This is a genomic window from Flectobacillus sp., assembly GCF_049240685.1.
In the GTDB taxonomy this organism is placed as follows: Bacteria; Bacteroidota; Bacteroidia; order Cytophagales; family Spirosomataceae; genus Flectobacillus.
In genome coordinates, this window is record NZ_JBMLSD010000017.1 from 1 (window position 1) to 19,872 (window position 19,872).

The following is a 19,872-nucleotide window of genomic DNA, read 5'->3' on the forward strand; positions in this document are numbered from 1 at the left end:
GTGTTCAAATGTTTTTTATTGCCTACAGCCATGCTTTTTTCCAAAACCCACCGCCGAAAGCCGATACCTGACAGCCCAATGCCCAATTTTAAATTTTATTTTGCTTAAGGCCTATCGCCTACCGCCCATTTCCTTTTTTCCGAAATGTTATTTTGCACGATTACTTTTTTGCTTTATGGCAAAAGCCTGTAAATTACTATTATTGTTTGCAACTAGATACACATTTTGTGAGCTTACCTGTATTTTGACCAATGCTTTTACATCTTGATTTGCCTCAAAATTTGTTTTAGCACTTTTGAGTGATTGAAAAGTATATCTTCTCTGGTTCAATAAAACCAACCCGCTCATGGCGTCATATCGTCCTGTTGAGGCTTCGGTTGCAAAGGAGTTTCCTGCTAGGATGATATCGAGCAAACCATCATGGTTTAAATCTTCTACTTCGATACCATAAATAGGTGCAAATTGCGCTTCAATAGGCATAGAATGTCTCTTAAATTGTCCTTTTCCTATATTTTCAAAAAATGAAGATTCCATACACTCAGCTTTGAGGGTAAGGGCGTCGTCGAGTTCACTTTTTAGAAAACTTTCTTGAAAACTAGCTTTGGCGTACTTTTCGAAGTTATCAAAACGAGATTTCATGGCAGGAATTTGAATCATGAGTTCGTCACGATTATGAAAGATGTATTCTTTGCCTTGTACAAAATGACTTATGATTGGGTCGATAAGTCCATTTTTGTCAAAATCTTTTCCATGAATCGTCAAAGGCTCTTTTTCGGTGGCTTTATATCTGGAGTTAAGCCCTAAATTACCTGCTATGAAATCCAAATCACCATCGCCGTCTAGGTCTGCTACTTTAAGGCTATTCCACCATCCCGCAGAATGAGGAATTTGGGTTGGTTGCTGGAAAAGTCTCCCTTGATGATTATAAAAAATAGTTAGTGGCATAAACTCTCCCACAAGGACAAGGTCTTCCCACGTATCCTGATTGATATCGACCCATAGCGCCGAAGTAACCATGCCAACGTGGGAAAGGGTAGGAGGTGTATGCTCTTCAAATAGTAGATTTCCTTTGTTTTCCAGTAAATATGATTTGGGTGAAAGTGGATATTCTCCAGCTTTGACACGTCCCCCAACAAACAAATCAATGTTTCCATCATGGTCAAAATCACAGGGACTTACACACGAACCACTGCTTAGTGTATTAGGAAGTGCCTTGGGTGAGATTGCAAATAGTCCTTTTCCGTTGTTGATATACAAACGGTCTTGGTGATTGGGACTACCTTCGGGTGTTTCGCCCCCGCCCGAGACTACATACAGGTCGAGGTCTTTGTCGCCATCAGCATCAAAAAAAGCCACGCCCATATCTTCAGATTCAAGGTTTTTGGAAATAATGCTCGAAACAAAATGTCCATCAGATTTCTGAATAAATAACTTTCCAAAACTTCCTTTGGCAGCACCGACATAAAAATCATCTAACTTATCGCCATTAACATCCGCGACTGCCATGCTTGGTCCCAATCTTGAGTGCATTTGGGGCAATAGCGTTTGAGTTTTGAAATCGACAAATAGATTTTCTTGGTGTTTGTAGTCCAAGTGTAAGGATTGGGCTATTTCCGAAAACTCAATAGCTGATTGCGTATTTTTAGCATTACAGTGTGAGGTATTTTGTTTTATGTATTCGATAGAAAGTGTAGTATCTGTTTTTGTCGTTTTGATTTTCTGAATATTACCATCAGCCCATTCTACTAGGAGGCTATCTATTTTGGGATTATTTCCTAAACCAAAGTGTAATAGAGGCTCAACTGACGATTCGTATCCTCTGTAGGGATTCAATTCTAAAAATTGCACTTTACCGTTTTGATAAAGCCATACCTTGTTACCAATTCCTTGAATATTAGGTTTTTTTCCAACAAATTTGAGACGGATAAAATGTTGCTTTTTCTTTTCTGAAATATTGTTTTTATAAATTTGAGCTTTTTGATTAAAACGATTGATTACCATTTCCAAATCGCCATCATTATCCAAGTCCACATAACAAGCGCCATTAGAAAAACCTTTTTCTGTAATACCCCACTCATCTGAACGTTTCTCGAAAGCAAAGTTTTTACCCAAATTTTCAAATACATAATCTTGTAGAGGTACACTTTCGAGTTGATGGATTGCCTTGAGTTTAGTTTTGAGCTTGTATTCGGCACTCCCCATAGGCGACAACTGCGCTGCCTGATAGTTGATATAGTCGAGATTGCCAAGGTCGCGATAAAAGCCATTGGTTACCATCAAATCTTTATCGCCATCGTTGTCATAATCGGCCCAAAGGGCACTCCAACTCCAATCAGTGCTACTTACTCCCGATAAAAATGCTATTTCGCTGAAGCTTCCATTGCCGTTGTTGAGTTGTAAAGTGTTGCGCGTATAGGCAGGAAGGTATCCTTTTTCGAGTGAGAGTTGAAATTTGTCAAAATTGGCTGAGGGAATCAGCATTTTTTTTCGATAATTATCCTCAGGAAGCATATCCAATACAAAAATATCGGCGAGGGCATCGTTGTTAAAATCAGCAATGTCGTTGCCCATCGAAGCAAAACTGGTATGCTTTAGGTATTCGGACGCTCTATCGGTAAACGTTCCATTTTTGTTATTGATGTACAAAATATCACTCGTCAAAAAATCATTCGAAATATAAATATCTGGCCAGCCATCGGCATTGACATCACTTATCGAAGAACCTAAGCTATAGCCTTCTACCAGGATTCCTGCTTGTTTTGATACCTCAGTAAAAGTATTATTTCCGTTATTACGATAAAGAATATCTGTACCTTCAGACTCTCCATTTACTTTTCGAGGTCTAAGACTGTTGACGCCAGTGACCATTTCATCGGCTGGATTGGTAATAAGAAACAAGTCCAAATCGCCATCTTTATCATAATCAAAGAAGTTAGATGCCATGGTCAAGCGTTCATCAGCAATGCCATAACTTTGCGCTTTTTCGGTAAAGGTACCATCTTGGTTATTGATATAGAGTAAGTTGGCCGTACTACCAAAACTCTTATTTCCAGATACATTAATATATATGTCTAGCCAACCATCTTGGTTGATATCAACCATAGATACCCCTGTTTGCCAGCGATTTGAAACTAATCCTGCTTTTTGGGTAATATCCTCAAACTGTAAATTTCCTTTGTTGAGATAAAGGCGTCCGCTTTGCTGATTTCCTGCAAAAAACAAATCAGTCAAGCCATCATTATTGACATCTCCAGCGGCAACTCCTGCTCCCGTGTAGATATTCATGTAGCTCAAGACATTGACCTTTTCGTCTTCGGTTACTTGATTGATAAAATCAATACCTGTTTCGTTACTCGACAAGGCTTCGAAAACAGTATCTTGGTTTTTACAACCCAATATAAAAAGCAAATATATCCAGACTATTTTTTTCATGATTTACAATGTATTTGACACCTACTATTGGTATAAAAGCTTTCTACAATAAGGGTGATATTTTTCTAGAAAGAGTCTGATTTTGAAATATTTCTATGCTTCTAATAGATTTGCTCAACCATAAGGTTCTGGAGCTTTGGGATAAGTAGCTATTGCCCCAATAAAACTCTTGACGATATTTTTTACCCTGTAAATCTGTGATAATAGCAAAAGTTTCATTGGGTGATATTTCTACGCCAGTTTGTTTGATTTTTGAGTGAATAAAATACGGAGTTTGCTTATTTCTACTAATCATCCAAACAGGTTGTTGATTAGCTAATTTAATAGTAATCAGCGCCTTATTGTCGCCTTTTATATCAACCGAATGTCTATCTATTTGAAATTGACCTTTACCATTTCCTAACAACAAGACACCGCCCATAGCATCGTATCTGCCAGTTTGAACTTCGGTCGCAAAGGAGTTGCCTACCGCCAAAACGTCCAAATGACCATCAGCATTGAAGTCGCCAGTTTGCATACCAAATAGGGGTGCAAATTGCGCTTCAAGGGGTAATTCGTGCATTATGAACCCATCTTTTCCTTTATTTTCGAGATATACACTCTCAAAATGATAGGCTTGTAGTGCAAGGGCATCTTCCAATTCATCTTTTCTAAAAGACTCTTTAAAAGGAACTTCGGCATAAGAGGTATAATCTTTGAAACGAGCTCGCATAGCGGTTATTTGCTTGTTGAGGTCGTCTCGGGCATGTACCATTTGCTCTTCACCATCTTTGAAATGCGTCATGATGGGGTCTATGAGACCGTTTTTGTCAAAGTCTTTTCCATACACCGACACGGGCTCCTGCTTGCTAGCATGATACTGCGTGTTTTTCCCAAGATTTCCTACTAGATAATCTATGTCACCGTCGTGGTCAAAATCACCAGCAGTAAGGCTATTCCACCAGCCATTTGTTTTTTCTAGGCTTGGAGCATCGCTTTGGACTAGCTTACCATGTTGATTGGTAAAAAGGGTAATGGGCATGTATTCGCCGACCAACATCAAATCTGGCCAAGTATCGTTGTTATAGTCTGTCCAGAGTGCTGAAGAAACCATTCCAATTCTTTGAAGACCATTGACCGATGGGGTAATATCTGTAAATTTGATTTGCGTATTTTTGCTATCGTTTCGTAGTAAATAACTTCGAGGTATTTTAGGATATTCACCAGGACATACTCTACCTGCCAGAAACAAATCCATGTCACCATCATGGTCAAAATCACTTGCAACTACACTCGACACACTACTATTTACAGAAGGAAATGAGTTGGTATTTTGGGTAAAATTTCCTTTTCCATCATTCATCCAAAGTTGAGAATGATAGATGGCCTCGCCTTCATGCTGAGGACGAACACCCCCTGAAGAAATCCATAAATCTAGGTCATGGTCGCCGTCGGCATCAAAGAAAAGAGTACCCATATTATCTGCGAGATTGGTTTCAGGAAATACTTTTGCGATAAACTTTCCATTGGCTTGTTGGAGGTAAATCGAGGCTTTGCCTTCGGCAGCAGCACCCACAAAAACGTCTTCAAGATGGTCGCCATTGACATCCCCTACAGCCAAGGCTGGCCCTGCTTGTGAATGCAGGTGTGGCAAAAGTGCCTGAGTCTTGAAATCAACAAAATTATCTTCGGTGTGTAAAGGTTCAATTCCTAGGTTTTCATGTTTTTCGAAAAGTTTATTATGGCGTTGAGAAGAACTCTCCAATTTAAGATTGGCATTTTTATATTGTAAGGTGAGTAGTTGTTTCGTTTTAGGATTTTGAATAATTTGGCTTTTTCCGTCGGGCCACAAAACTTTCAGACTATCTACTTTTTCAGCAGATAGACCAAAATGTAAAAATGACTCTACAGTAGACAAATATCCTCTTACAGGAGAAAAGTATTGGTATTGAAGTTGACCCTTTTGCCATACCCATACCTTGCAACCAAAACCATCTTTGTTAGGCTTTGCTCCTTCAAATTTAATTCTTAGCCAGTTGTGTTCTGGTTTGATTTTATTAGTTTGGTTTTCAAATATTTTAGAAGTTTGGTCTAGGTTGTTCACCACCAAATCTAAATCTCCATCATTGTCGAGGTCGCCGTAGGCTGTGCCATTAGAGAAGGTTTCGGCAGTAAGCCCCCATTGTTATGAAACATCCTCGAACTGAAGATTTCCCTTATTTTTGAATACATAGTTATGAAGCTGAATACCAGAGAATTTGCTCAACTCACGCAAGCGATCTTGACGATTTGCTTCGGGTGTACCCATAAACAAGGTAGTTTTTCCGTAAATAATAAAGTCTAGGTTAGTTACGTCTTGTCGGTAGCCATTGGCAATAAAAAGGTCTTTGAGCCCATCGTTATCATAATCAGCAAATAAGGGTGCCCAGCTCCATTCGGTAGCATGTAAGCCCGAAAGAGCTCCTATTTCACTAAACGAAAGGTTGCCATCAAGATCGGTGCCATTGTTGAGCTGGAGGGTATTTCTAACATATTGGGGTTCATATCCCAAGCGGATATTTTGCTCAAATTCGTCATATCGATTGCCCATCATGGTAAGCTTCCAGCGTTTATTGTCTGGCGGAAGCATATCCACCACGGCAATATCTTCTAGTCCATCGTTATTAAAATCAGCCACATCATTGCCCATACCGTTATAGGTCGTATGACGTAATGATTCATGTGCTTGATTTATGAAGCCCAGATGCTTACCATTTTTATGGGTATTAATATAAACTAAATCATTGGTTAAGAAGTCATTAGATACATAAAGGTCTGGCCAATTATCTTGATTTAGGTCACATACAGAAATCCCTAAACCAAACCCTTCGATGGTAATACCTTCTTTTTCTGAGACATCTGTAAAATGGATAACTCCATTTTCTTGCGCACCATCATTACGATATAGTTTGTCGGTCGATGCAGCTTTCCCTTGTGTTTCTTTTGGTCTAGCGTTATTTCTATTATAATTAACAAAAGCATTTCGAAGCAAGTACATATCCAAATCGCCATCCTTATCATAATCCAGAAAAGCGGCTTGGATGTCATAGCCATCATCGGCTAAGTTCATTTGTGTGGCTACTTCGCTAAAAGTATTGTTTTTATTATTAATAAAAAAAAGGTTTTTCATTGCCGAATTTGGCGTTTTACGATTGCCTCCTTTGCAAATATAAATATCCTTATACCCGTCTTGGTTTATATCTACTACCGATACCCCGTAGGTCCAGCCACTGGTTGCTACTCCTGCTTTTTGTGTAATATCCTCAAATTTCATATTGCCTTTATTGAGGTAGAGTTTTCCTGAAACCATATTACCTGTAAAGTAAATATCCTGCAATCCGTCATTATTGATATCGATAAGCGCAACGCCCGCTCCATTAAACATGTATTCAAATTCCAATACTGTAAGCGAATCGTTGTATGTCAATTGATTAACAAAGTCGATACCTGTTTTATCGGCTGATAATTCTTTAAAAACGGCTTGATTATCCATCAGTTGGCATGATAATGTGCTCATTATCAAAACAATGTAGATAGATATTTTTTTGATACAACTTTGCATAAAACAGCGTTAGTAAAAAATGATTAATAGGCAGGCTTTGTTTTGGGCAAAGCCTGCAACTAATTTTAGAGATTTTTCAATCTTAAGTTAGTACGCAAAATAAAGTTTAAGATTGTGCTTTGAGCTTTCAGGTATCGGCTTTCGGCGGTGGGCTATGGGAAAAATGCATGTCCGTGGTCGTTAAAACATTTTAACACTCTTTGCCTTGTGCCTGTTGCCTTGTCCCCAAAACACATAACTTAAATCTTTTTCTGCACGATTACTTAGTACCAATTATAATTAATTAGTAACCATCGTTTTGTTTCAACAAGCCATTGCTGCGACTAATTTCAGACAGAGGGAAAGGGAACACATTATATCTGTCATTCCATTTTGAACCGAATACCTCTGCTCCAATACCCCAGCGTGTAATGTCAAACCAACGATGTGGTTCAAATGCCATTTCTACACGTTTTTCGTGGCGAAGAGCTTTGCGAGCATCTGCGATTTTGGTTGCACCCAATCCTACACGCGCTCTTACTTCATTGTTGATAATAGCAAGACCCTCAGTTGTACGACCATCCTCAATTAATGCCTCTGCGTATAATAATAACATTTCGGCATAACGGAAATAACGTTCGTTGTTGAAGCCCGCCTGCCCGTTTGGAGCGTAGGCAGCGGCAACAGAATTACGTTTTCCAAAGTATTTACGAATACCATAACCCGTTGAGGACCATGCAGAACTGAAAGGGGTAGTGCCTTCACCTTTATTGTAGTACAAGTCTCCAGCTTTGTAAATAGCAGCTTCGAGGCGTGGGTCGCCAGGCTCAAATTCATCTACTAGATTCTGAGTTGGAACATACCAACCGAGGCCACCACCCGGTGCGCCAGCGTCGCCACTTGCATTCCAATACCAAACACGACCAGTTCCTTGAGAGGCTTTGAAGGCTTCAGAGTGTGTATCGTCAAATACCCAAAGGTTATCATCAGAAAATGGGCCACCATACTGTACTTCAAAAATTGATTCAGAGCCATTTTCTTTCAAGAAATCAAAAGCATCTTCGTAGTTATCAATTTTATTAGTATTACCGTTGTAAAGTTTGTAAGTGCCATTTTTTCTTACATCCTCAAAAGCTGTAATAGCTGCTTTCCAATCTTTTTTCCAAACATTCACTTTTCCTTCAAAGGCACGAGCAGTCCATTTGCTCGCACGACCTAAGTTAGAGGCATCCCAAGAGGCTGGAAGTCCTGCATAAGCATCTTGGAAATCCTTTAAGATTGCTGCATATAACTGGTCTTTTGTAGCGTTAGGGCTTGCCAAATTATTAATATCCTTTTTCACTTCTGTAACCAAAGGAGGCGTTCCCCACATTTGTAGTGCTAAGAAATGGAAGAAGCCACGCAAAAATTTTGCCTCAGCCACCACACGAGTTTTTTGTTCAGCCGTCAACTGATTTGGATTGTTGGATGCTTCTATAACGAGATTGGCTCGCAAAATACCTTCGTAAATCTGTGTGTATGCTGCTGCAAAAGGAACATCAGAGGCACGGAAAAATAAATTGTCTAAATCACGTGCTTTGTTGAGGTCTCCTTGGTTACTAGCCTTGCCATTGATGGTAACGTCGTCGGTTGTAGCCAAGGTGATTCCCCAAAACTCACCACGTTCATTGAGGGTTTCGGTACTGGTGCCCCACAAATCTTGAATAGATGAATAAGAGGAAAAAATAGCCCCATCAAAATCGGCAGGAGTTTTGTAAAAGGTAGTTGTCGTAACCTTATCGAGTGGCTGTGGGTCGAGATTATTACAAGCCTGAACGATAGCAATCGATGCAAGACAAGTAAGAATTGCTCCTCGGATTATATGATTTCTTTTCATTGTTAATCAATACTTTAGTTGAATGAGATAATGTTTTTTGGACAATAAATCGCTCATTAAAATGAGAACTGCCATCCAAACTGCATGATAGTTGGTTGTGGCGAGCCACCCGAATCAACGCCGTTGGCCAAAGGGAATTCACCTTTTTGGAAACTTGCTCCACGAGTCACCTCTGGGTCATAGCCTTTATATTTAGTAAAAGTCATCAAGTTTTGGACACCAATGTAGATTCTTGAGCTTGAGATGTATTCACCCGAAATTTTCTTTAAAAATGACGCTGGGAGGGCGTAGCCAATTTGGATATTTTTTAATCTCATATAGGCTCCACTTTCAATCCATCTATCCGAGAAACGAGTATTGTTGTTGGGGTCTGAGGCAGTGGCTCTTGGCATGGTGTTGCTTGTGCCTGCACCTGTCCAACGTCCTAATACTGAGGCTGATTGGTTATCGCCAGTTCTCATACTTTCTAGCGAGGCACGAGCAGCGTTATAAATACTCATTCCGCCAACGCCTTGAAACAATATCGAGATATCAAAACCTTTGTATGAACCACCCAAGTTGATACCATAGAAGTAGGTTGGGATTGAACTACCGATTTTGGTTTTGTCATTTGCATCAATTTTACCATCACCATTTACATCTACAAAGCGAATATCTCCTGGCTGACGACCTGCCGAGTTGGCGTCTACTGTTTTGTCAGCATCTATTTCGGCTTGTGTCTGATAGATTCCATTGGTTTTGTAGCCAAAGAAATAAGCTAATGATTCGCCTTCGGTTGTGCGGTGAGTTTGTTCGCCACCTGTTCCAGTGATAACTTCAGGAATACCACCTAATGAAGTCACTTTGTTGTTTACGGTTGTGATGTTTCCGCCGATGTTATATTTGAAGTCGCCGATTTGATTTTGATAATTTACGCCTAATTCAATACCTGAGTTTTTGATTTCACCCAAATTGGCATCGGCTGGTAAGAAATAACCCGATGTCATTGGAATAGGCTGGCTCAATAATAAGTCTTTGGTAACTTTCAAATAATAGTCTGCCGTGATGTTCAGGCGACGATTAAACAAACTTACGTCTGCCCCAATATCAGATTGTGTACTGACTTCCCATTTAAGGTTTGGATTAGCAAAAATCGTTGGAGCTGGTGCCAATACCACCCCTTGACTTGCTCCAATTACATAGAAAATCGTTGAGGACATGGTAGGTAAATAGGCAAAATTGTTACCCGTAAATTGGTTGCCCGATTGTCCCCAGCTCAAACGAAGTTTTAGGTCGTTGATGGTATTGCTATTTTTCAAGAAATCCTCTTCACTTAATCTCCAACCTGCCGACAATGAAGGGAAAATACCCGTTCTATTATCTGGTGAAAAACGAGAAGTTTGGTCACGACGAACATTGAAGGTCAAGAGATATTTGTCATTGTAAGAGTAAAAAATACGACCCAACATACCTCTTAAAGCCCAATGATCACCTTCGTTAGCAGCTGCTACCGTTTGTGCTTTTGAGGCCATTCTAATATCTGTATTGGCTAAGCCACGACCTTGGATACGTATTTTATCATATCTAAATGACGTTTCTTCATAACCTACCAATACAGAGAAATCATGTTTGCCAATTTTTTTACGGTAATTCAAGGTATTGGCAAAGTTGATTGTTTGTTCGATTGGTCTTTCTTGAACTAACAAAGAAGAACGTGGCGTGCCTGCTGTACCATAGTTTTGGGCAGAAGCCTCTTGAAAGAAGAAACCATCACCTACGTTATAATCTATACCGCCTGAAACTTTGAACTTCAATCCCTCAATTGGCTCAAATTCACCGTAAACGTTGGCTAATATTTTTCTACTTTTTACTCGTGTTTCGTTATAACGTGTATCTGTAGCCCACATATAGTTGGCTCCTGAAGCACCGTCTCCACGAGTAGTAGCATTGGAAGGAGTATAACCAAAAGGATCTGTAGTGTCGTAAGGCTGATAATAGGGGGCATTTCTCATACTATTAAATGCTGCGAAATTACCTCCTTCAGACTGAACTAATCGGTCGGTAGAACTAATAAGCAATGATTCTCCAAACTTAAAGTATTTACCTGCTTTGGCGTCTACATTTGCCTTCAAGGAAATACGCTCAAAGCCTTGCGAACGTTCTACACCGCCTTGTCCATGATATCCTGCGCCGATACTAAAATTAAGGTTTTTTGTTCCTCCTGTTACATTCAAATTATGGTTGCGAACAATAGCCGTTTGGAACATATTGTCTTGCCAATTGTAAAAAGGTTTACTTGAAAAGCTAGAAAAATCACGACCTAATTCTTTTTGAAGAGAGATGTATTGTGACACGTCCAATACGTCGATACGACGATTTTGACCAATGGACTGAGCCGCTACATAACCATCATAAGTTAAGGTTGTGCGTCCTTCTTTTCCTCTTTTTGTAGTTACGATTACTACACCATTGGCAGCACGGGCCCCATAAATAGCGGCTGCAGAAGCATCTTTTAGGACATCAATCGACTCGATATCGCTCGGGTTGATACCTGCCAAAGGGTTTGACTCTGTGTAAGAAGCTGTATTTACCGTAATATTCGAGGTCTGCACAATTGGTACTCCGTCGATTACCCACAGTGGTTGGTTGTTTCCTGTACTACCGACCCCCCGTATACGTACATCGATAGGCGCGCCTGGGTCTCCACTACGATTGGCAATATGTACCCCCGAAATACGACCACTCAAGGCTTGGTCTGGACTGGTATTTGGACGGTTGGCGATGTCCTTGGTGGTGATACTACTCACAGCACCCGTTAAGTCTACTTTGCGCTGTGTGCCATAACCTACCACAACCACCTCGTCGAGTGACTGTACATCTGGTACCAACTGAACATTTACTGTGGAGCGACCCTGTACCGCAATCTCTTGTGAGACATAACCCGTAAACGAGAAGACCAACACAGCTTTGTCGTCAGCAACTACCAAATTAAACTGACCGTTGGGGTCTGTACTAGTACCACGCGATGAACCTTTGATTTTAACATTGACACCTGGTAGGCCGTTACCGTTTTCATCAGTAACTTTTCCAGAGACTTTTTGCTCTGCTGCCATAATTCGATTGGCAGCTAAAGTACTAGAATTCTGAAAGATACTACCTCCCAAGACTCCCAACACCAAAAGCAACTTTAATGTAAATTTTGCTTTCATAACGATTGTTTTGTAAAATGAATTTGTATAAATCTATTCGTAGGAATAGCCACTTTTCATAGCTCAGGTACGATTTGCTCGCTCAGACTCTTAGCTCCTTCTCCTTTGTTTTTGGATTAAAAACAACGACCTGAATATTGTATAAAGTAAGATTTAGGATAAGGCATCAAAACAGGCGTAGTCGTTAAAATCAGACGCAATAGCTTTTAATATTCTTTTTAATAAAGCCACTAGAATAAAAAATGGTTGTTTATTCATCATTTTGTTTGAAACTATACTATACTATTCTATACTATTTATATTGCAAAGATTAGCGTTTTATATTACTTATTCAAGATTTTCGTTAAAAAAAATATAGGATTTATACAAAATGCCTTTTAATGCTGTTTTAGAGGCGTTTTATGATATGTTTAAATACTTTTTAATAAATTTTATTAAAATATTTATGCTAAATATTGCTGTATTTGGCTAGTTCTTACCTTTAAAATTGCAAATAAATGCAGCAATATTCGCTTTGATTTTAACAAGGTTCTTTTATTTTGTAGAACAGAATAGAACAGACTTGCTGGCTGTCCTAGTGATACAGACTTGGATGTGATAGGGCGTCATCCTAATCGAACCATCAGGTTGTTTTCATCTTCCATGTAATTAAATCATAAAGGACTCTGATAAATACGAAGGATTGTGACGTATTTCGTGTGTTGAATTCTGAGAAGTTTAATCTTCTACTTTTTGTAATAAATAGAGGTATTTTACTTTCTTTCCCTTATCAGAAAACCCTAATTTGAAATACTTAGAAATGTTTAGGTACCTACTGATAGAACATGAAAAATACTTTTACTAGATAGGATGCTCAAGTGGTGTATGTTATGAAATAAACATCCATTTTTGCCAAAGGCCTACAGTATATAACCTAAAGCATACAACTTATAACTAATTTTATACTCAAAAGGTATTACCAAAACTCATTTTCTCAACCGACAAACCATGAAAGTAAAAATTATCTTATTGATATCAAGTGTGATAGTATTATTTGCTTTTAATACAGAAAAAAAGCAATGGGTCGCTATTGGAGATTCTATCACGTATTTGAATGACCACCCCGAGCAAACTGGTAATCGAATAACAACGGGATACATGACGCTTGTAGCACAACAAAGACCCAATCTTAGTTTTGTAAATCAAGGACATAATGGATGGACAGCATGCCGTATTGCCGAAAAAATAAATACCTTAGGCATAGTGAAGGCAGATATTTATACGATTTTTTTGGGAACGAACGATTGGTGGCAAGGAAAACCTATCGGTACAGTAGAGGACTATGACAAAAATACGGGTTATGAAACTTTCTATGGTTCATTTCGTATCATTTTGGATTACCTCAAAGCGCTAAATCCACGAGCACAAGTCATTTTACTTACGCCGATGCAACGAGTTGATTTTGTATATTTCGGAAACTTCAAAAATAATGCTTATGGCTCCTATAAGGCCAAAAATGGCCAAATGCTAGCGCAATTTGCAGAAGCTGTGGAAGAAATAGCATCGAAGGAGAGGTATCAATTAATAGATTTGTACCATGAAAAAAAATTAAGCCATAAAAAGCTTGTACATTTTAAACGTATCAAAAATTTAGAAACAGGTGAATATACAGATTATACATATCCTGCTTTTACCAATATTCCTTTTAGTCCTGAACAAGAGCAAAACCCATATCCTGTCGAAGCTATGGCCATGACCTATGATGGTCTGCACCCCTCAGATAAAGGATATCAGGTCATTGCCAAAAAACTGCTGAAATTGCTCAAGTAGATAATTTGCTCAATGATGCATTATATCTCAAAGTCAATGGTCTACCTCTTCCGAATACTCAATATGATTTCCTTTTTTCAATTACCTCAAATCCCAGTTTTCTAACTATGAAAAATTGTTTTATTCTCATTTATGTATTCCTTTCGCTTGTGCTAAGTCATGCGAGTATTGCCCAAAGTTTTATTCCACAAAAAGATTGGCTAGTGACTCCAATTTCAGAAAAATCCTCCATAAAAATAACAGATAGCCAGATAGTAATGGATAATGGACTACTGCGAAGGAGTTTCTATATTGGTGAAAATATTGCTTGTTATGACTATTTCAATCATTCTAATTTGCAACAGCTCATTCGTTGTATCAAGCCAGAAGGGAGAGTTAAAATAAATGGTATAAATTATCAGATAGGAGGGTTGGTTGGTCAAACGGAAAATGCTTATTTGAAACTAGAATGGCTTGCAAACTTCAAAAAGGGAGTTAATGATTTCGTTTATCAATCTTCCGAAATAAAACCCATTGAACCATTTATCAACTGGAGGCCTACAACTTGGGCTGCCAATCGCGAGCAACCTACTGGTAAGCGACTCATTTTGAACTTTGTTGCTCAAGAAAAAAAATTAGCAGGCATCAAGATTCAAGTGAATTATGAGCTTTATGATGGTATACCCTTGTTGATTAAATGGATAGAGGTCGTCAATAATAGTACCTCTGCAATTACCGTTGATGGTCTAGTAAATGAAATATTAGGACTTGTCGAAGAAGAAAGTGCCGTGGTAGGAAAGGTTTCGGAGATGAAGGTTCAGCACGGAATCTATTTTGAAACAAATTATGCCTTCAATAATGCTATGCGTTATGATCTTAGCGACCAAACCACGCATTGGCTCGCAGATAGCACTTATACGTCACAAGTAAATTATAACTACGACACACCCTGCCTGGTAGAGATATACCCCGAAAAAGTCGCCAATATTACTATCTCGAAAGGGAGCTCTTTAAAATCTGTACGTACTCATGAGCTGCTGATGGATTCGTACGATAGACAAAGAAGGGGAATGATGATACGGAAAATGTATCGTACCATTGCACCTTGGACTACCCAAAATCCAATTTTTATGCATTTGGTGAGCAAAAATGACGAACAAGTATATAAGTGTATTGACCAATGCGCTGCAACGGGCTATGAAGCCTTGATTTTAAGTTTTGGGAGTCATCTCGATATGGAAGATATGAGCCAAGCAAACCTGAATAGGTGGAGAAAAATAGCAGAAAAGGCGCATGCAAAAGGCATACAGATTGGTGGGTATTCATTGTTTAGTAGTAGAAGGATTGATGAGGAAAACGACGTAATAGACCCTGTAACAGGCAAAACTGGACATGCTTTTTTCGGAAATGCTCCATGTTTTGGGAGTAAATGGGGTTTAGCCTATCGCGATAAAATTAAACGTTTTTTTGAAGAAACACATTTTGATATTTGGGAAAACGATGGCCCATACCCTGGCGATGTTTGTGCTTCTACTACACATCCTGGGCATGATGGTTTGGGCGATTCGCAATGGAAGCAAATGACTATCCAGAAAGAACTCTATCGTTGGCTCAACGAACGAGGTGTTTATATTAATGCTCCTGATTGGTATTTCTTGGATGGCACACACAAAATTGCTTTGGGCTATCGTGAAGTGAATTTTTCCTTGAGTCGCTCTCAGCAAAGAATCTTAAACCGCCAGAATATTTATGATGGTACACAAGAAAAAACGGCTTCGATGAGCTGGGGTTTTGTTCCTCTTACCCAGTACCAAGGCAGTAGCCCAGAGGCGATTCTCGAACCACTCAATCAGCATCTACCTGATTATGAGCAATTGATGATGATTTATTACGGTGCGGGTGTTCAAGCATGTTACCGAGGGCCTCAATTGTACGATACTGATAAGACAAAAGTGCTGGTTCAAAAAACGATAAATTGGTACAAAAAATATCGTGAAGTTCTGAATGCTGATATGATTCAGTTGCGTCGTGCAGACGGGCGAGATTGGGACGGGTTTTTACATGTTGCGCCTCAGTTAGCTCAAAAAGGCCTTGCTATGTTATATAATCCTACTTCGGAAACAATCGAAAGAACCATTACCTTACCGTTGTATTATACCGGACTCAGCAAACAAGCACGGGTTAGAGAAAAGGAGGGTGTAGCTAAAACTTATACGTTGAGTCGGAATTACAGCATACAAGTAAAAGTGAAAATTCCAGCAGAAGGTTATACTTGGTTGGTGATAGAGTAAAAATGATGAGTTTGTAGCAAAAAATATAAAAAGGAGACAAAACCTAATTGAGCAGGTTAATCATACCTGTCCTTCTTGGATTTGTCTCCTTTCCTGAGTATTACTATAATCTATTTTATCTTTTCAAACTGTTCAATCACAACATACAATACGCCAGCCTCGCCTCGAAATGTACCCGAACCACGTGGTTTATTATCTACCGAATACCATTCATAAAATCCTTTATTATCAATGACTCTTTTTAGCATAGGTTGCACTTGCTCATAAGCTTCTTGTACAAAACCATATTTGATTAGTTGCTGAATCATACGTCCGCCAAACCATGTCCAATCACCACCATTCTGATAACTATATTCAGGATTCATAATTTTGTTAATGAAAAATCCCGCAGGATAAGGTGGATACAAAGTAAGTCCAATAGAAGGAGCACCAGCTTTTTTTACCCTGCTAATCATTTCATTCAATGAAGTTTTAATTTCGGCTTTACTAAGCAAACCTGCTTCTATAGCAATGGCTGTTCCTCCGAAATAGTAAATATTGTTTTCATTAAAATCAGCAGGAAAGGGAGAGCCATTCAAATAAATATGTGGAATGAATTTTTGTGCTTTGCTGTCCCAAAGGTACTTTCTACAATTTTGAGCAATACCATCTTTAATTTTTTTCCACTGAGCAGCCTTAGCAGGATTCAACTTAATCATGTTGTTGAGTGCAATTACAAACATAGCATTGTCATAAATATCAATGGCATAATGGGTATTATTGTCCAAGTCTACGCCCCATCCAGCTTCGGGCTGTACGTCGCCCCAATCGGCGGTAGTTGCTCCAATAATGAGTCCGTATTTTTTATTAAATCTTTTTTTCAAAAGAAAATCCATCGACCATTCCAATCGCTGTAGAACGGTTTTTTTGCCAATTTTTTCTTGTAAAATAGACTTATCCCCTGTGAGTTGAATGTACTTATAAACGGCTTGAACCAGCGAGGTTTCTTGGTCGGTTTCAACTGAGTTTTTATGACCCGCATAGCGAGGTTCTAATTTTGAATATGAAAAATCTGTTTCGCCTTTAGCAATTTTTTCAGCAGGCGTAAAACCGTCGATAATATTACCATCGTCGCCTTGCATTCTAAAAAAAACTAAAAGGTTTTCCTTCAACACTTCTTTATCATAAACCGCAGCCGCGAGCTCGATAAAGGTATTATAATCACGAATCCATACTTCACGATAACCATCGCCAGCATTAAATCCTGTTTTCATAACTGTCAAAGCCTTGGTCTTTACTTCAGGAAAATATGCATTTTGCTTGATTTGAGTCAGTAAAGCAGGTGATACTTTGGTTTGTTGTGCAAAAACAGACAACACACAAAGCTGTAAGAATACTATAAAAAGGAGCTTTTTCATAAAATATATGATAAAAATTTGAAAATTGGATGAGTTTAAAAAACGGAATATTCAAGGACTCCTCCTTGGGTAATTTTTTCAAAAAGTAAAGAAGGATGTTTGAGAAGCTTCCCATTGTACTTTACTTGTTTGATATAAATTTTATCAGGCTGATGGTTTTTTGTTACGATGCTAAAGGTTTTGCCTTGATAATACTGTTGATTGAGTCGAATTGTGATTTTTTCAAAAAGTGGTGTAGAAAGCTGCATTGTAGGTTTTTCGGCTGCTCCACCTTGTACATCAAACAAGCCCATCGCACCCAATACGTACCACGCGCCCAACTGCCCTTGGTCTTCGTCCTGACCATATCCGTAGCCATGAATACCTTCATTTCCATAAAATTCGTTACAAATGGCTCGTACCCATTTCTGAGTAAGTTCTGGTTTATGAGTATAATTAAATAACCACGGAATATGTAAACAAGGCTGATTTCCATGATTATAAAGCCCTTGCAAACCTGCAAAAGCATCTATGGTTTGTCCACCTCCGAAAATTGATTTTTGAGAAATACTAAAAATACTATCTAACCTGCTAGCAAATAAGTTTTTTCCTATTTTAGACACTAAAGCGTCTGGTTGATGAGGCACATAAAAAGTATATTGCCAAGCGTTTCCTTCTTGAAACCCACGCCAAGGCTGACTCGGATTGAAATTATCAATAAACTTCCCATTTTTCAGTTTAGGACGTACCAATTTGGTTTTTGGGTCAAAAATCTTTTCCCATCCTCTCGACAAATCCATGAGCTGTTGATAATCTTGCTTTTTACCCAATGCCTTTGCCCATTGTGCTACGGCATAAGCACTAAAAGAATACTCAAGCGTATGAGAACCCGAAAAGCTAGGTTCACGATTGAGGGAATCAACGTCGATATGGTCAACATATCCGAATTTTACAAATCGCTCAACATCCTCTTTGCCAGCTCCCATAGGTCTATTCTGATACGCCAGCTCATTTTTGAGACTTGCAGCATATCCTTTTTCTAGGTCAAAATCTCGAATACCGTACATATAAGCGCCTGCAATAATTAACCCCACAAAGTTTGTACCTACTCCCGACACGTATTTACTCGAAGCAATACCATCACCAAGCCAACCTGCATCTGCATAAACCAAAAGTTGACTTTTGATATAATCAGCATAATATTCAGGGTACGCTAATGCCCACAATTGGGTCAAGTTCCAGAAAGCTCCCCAAATGGCATCGGTATTGTAATGCTGATGCTGTGGTTTACCTTGAGCATCTAGGGCTATTTGTCCAATACTACCATCATTTTTAGGATATGCCCCATTGACATCGCTTGCTAAACCCCTTCCTAAAAGAGCGTGATAAAGACCTGTATAGAATTTTTGTCGGTCTTTTGCCAAACCTCCTTCAATGTTGATTCTACCTAAGTAATCATTCCAAACTAAGGAAGCTTGTTGATGAGCTTGGTCAAAATCAAGGTTTTGGGCTTCTTCACGGAGGTTCAGACGAGCATTTTCGATAGAAGTATAGGATAGGCCTGCTTTAATCGTGACAGCTTCTTGGTCATTGGTCGAAAATCGCAAATATAAGCCTGACCCAAGACCCTCTATTGAAGTTTTATTTGGAAAAATCTCATTTCCTTTAAATACCCCGACGGTTGTGGGCTTTTTGCTCAATACTGCCGAAAAGTACATTCTGGCATCGGCACCATGCTGATATTTTTGGATATATTCGGGTAAAGTAACTACGTATCCTTCTATACGCCCATCTTCTGTCATATACACTTTGGCTTCTTTTATACGCCCACTTTCGCCTTGTCGGTTGCCTATGTCGAATAAAATATTGGCGGCGTCAGTTGCAGGGAATGTATATCGGTGAAAAGCAACCCGTTTTGTAGCGGTTACCTCGGCTTTTACCTTATAATCTTTTAATAAAACACTGTAATAACCCGGTTTTGCAATTTCGGTGCTACGCTCAAAAGTCGACCGATAGCCTGCCAAACTATTGGTAGCTGTGGCTGGCGTAGTAATCAGTTTGCCTGTAGTGGGCATAAAAACAATGCCACCTAACTGAAACTCATGGAAATTGGGAAATCCTTCGATAGAATTATCTCGATAATCGTAGCCCGTAGCTTCCCAGCCGTCTTTGTTACCCAAATGCCCATTGGTTGAAGGGCCAGGTTTGGCCATTCCGAAAGGTAAAGCGCCAGGAGCAAAATGAAACCAGCGACAATGTGCTGTGCCAATACGAGGTTCTACTTCGTCAATAGGGGAAGTTTGCGCCAATGACGAATGTAGATATAAAAGAGCTATTAGTAAAATGCCTATTTTTTTCATGA

Annotated in this window: 9 protein-coding genes; 2 read left to right on the forward strand and 7 right to left on the reverse strand. The window is 39.1% G+C overall.

The features are described from left to right. Positions 1-147: 147 nt before the first annotated feature. From ACOVQ4_RS00800 to ACOVQ4_RS00820, 5 genes are all read right to left on the reverse strand, one after another. Positions 148-3,432 (reverse strand): VCBS repeat-containing protein, encoded by a 3,285-nt coding sequence (locus tag ACOVQ4_RS00800; RefSeq protein WP_421818777.1) that lies wholly within the window; start codon positions 3,430-3,432, stop codon positions 148-150. A gap of 43 nt (positions 3,433-3,475) precedes the next feature. Beyond that, positions 3,476-5,515 carry an FG-GAP-like repeat-containing protein gene (locus ACOVQ4_RS00805; protein WP_421818778.1) on the reverse strand — a complete coding sequence of 680 codons (2,040 nt, stop codon included), beginning with the start codon at positions 5,513-5,515 and terminating at the stop codon, positions 3,476-3,478. An 81-nt stretch (positions 5,516-5,596) separates the two neighbouring features. Continuing rightward, positions 5,597-6,967: an FG-GAP repeat domain-containing protein gene (locus ACOVQ4_RS00810; protein WP_421818779.1), complete on the reverse strand. Its 1,371-nt coding sequence runs from the start codon at positions 6,965-6,967 to the stop codon at positions 5,597-5,599. A 328-nt stretch (positions 6,968-7,295) separates the two neighbouring features. After that, positions 7,296-8,867, reverse strand: a complete 1,572-nt coding sequence (locus ACOVQ4_RS00815) for a RagB/SusD family nutrient uptake outer membrane protein (RefSeq protein ID WP_421818780.1) — start codon at positions 8,865-8,867, stop codon at positions 7,296-7,298. A 56-nt stretch (positions 8,868-8,923) separates the two neighbouring features. Beyond that, on the reverse strand, positions 8,924-12,055 hold the full coding sequence (locus tag ACOVQ4_RS00820) for a SusC/RagA family TonB-linked outer membrane protein (RefSeq protein ID WP_421818781.1): 3,132 nt from the start codon (positions 12,053-12,055) through the stop codon (positions 8,924-8,926). 987 nt (positions 12,056-13,042) lie between these two features. Here ACOVQ4_RS00820 and ACOVQ4_RS00825 point away from each other — a divergent pair. Further along, on the forward strand, positions 13,043-13,864 hold the full coding sequence (locus ACOVQ4_RS00825) for an SGNH/GDSL hydrolase family protein (protein WP_421818782.1): 822 nt from the start codon (positions 13,043-13,045) through the stop codon (positions 13,862-13,864). A gap of 107 nt (positions 13,865-13,971) precedes the next feature. Continuing rightward, on the forward strand, positions 13,972-16,134 hold the full coding sequence (locus ACOVQ4_RS00830) for an alpha-galactosidase (RefSeq protein ID WP_421818783.1): 2,163 nt from the start codon (positions 13,972-13,974) through the stop codon (positions 16,132-16,134). Between the two features lie 110 nt (positions 16,135-16,244). Here the strand turns inward: ACOVQ4_RS00830 and ACOVQ4_RS00835 are convergent, their stop codons facing one another. Further along, positions 16,245-17,531 (reverse strand): GH36-type glycosyl hydrolase domain-containing protein, encoded by a 1,287-nt coding sequence (locus ACOVQ4_RS00835; protein ID WP_421818784.1) that lies wholly within the window; start codon positions 17,529-17,531, stop codon positions 16,245-16,247. A 35-nt stretch (positions 17,532-17,566) separates the two neighbouring features. Then, positions 17,567-19,870: a GH92 family glycosyl hydrolase gene (locus ACOVQ4_RS00840; RefSeq protein ID WP_421818785.1), complete on the reverse strand. Its 2,304-nt coding sequence runs from the start codon at positions 19,868-19,870 to the stop codon at positions 17,567-17,569. Positions 19,871-19,872: the final 2 nt, after the last annotated feature.

Bases quoted from the DNA above. Each gene is read 5' to 3' on its own strand.
- ACOVQ4_RS00800 (WP_421818777.1), bottom strand. From the start codon at position 3,432: ATGAAAAAAATAGTCTGGATATATTTGCTTTTTATATTGGGTTGTAAA.
- ACOVQ4_RS00810 (WP_421818779.1), bottom strand. From the start codon at position 6,967: ATGAGCACATTATCATGCCAACTGATGGATAATCAAGCCGTTTTTAAA.
- ACOVQ4_RS00815 (WP_421818780.1), bottom strand. From the start codon at position 8,867: ATGAAAAGAAATCATATAATCCGAGGAGCAATTCTTACTTGTCTTGCA.
- ACOVQ4_RS00820 (WP_421818781.1), bottom strand. From the start codon at position 12,055: ATGAAAGCAAAATTTACATTAAAGTTGCTTTTGGTGTTGGGAGTCTTG.
- ACOVQ4_RS00825 (WP_421818782.1), top strand. From the start codon at position 13,043: ATGAAAGTAAAAATTATCTTATTGATATCAAGTGTGATAGTATTATTT.
- ACOVQ4_RS00830 (WP_421818783.1), top strand. From the start codon at position 13,972: ATGAAAAATTGTTTTATTCTCATTTATGTATTCCTTTCGCTTGTGCTA.
- ACOVQ4_RS00835 (WP_421818784.1), bottom strand. From the start codon at position 17,531: ATGAAAAAGCTCCTTTTTATAGTATTCTTACAGCTTTGTGTGTTGTCT.
- ACOVQ4_RS00840 (WP_421818785.1), bottom strand. From the start codon at position 19,870: ATGAAAAAAATAGGCATTTTACTAATAGCTCTTTTATATCTACATTCG.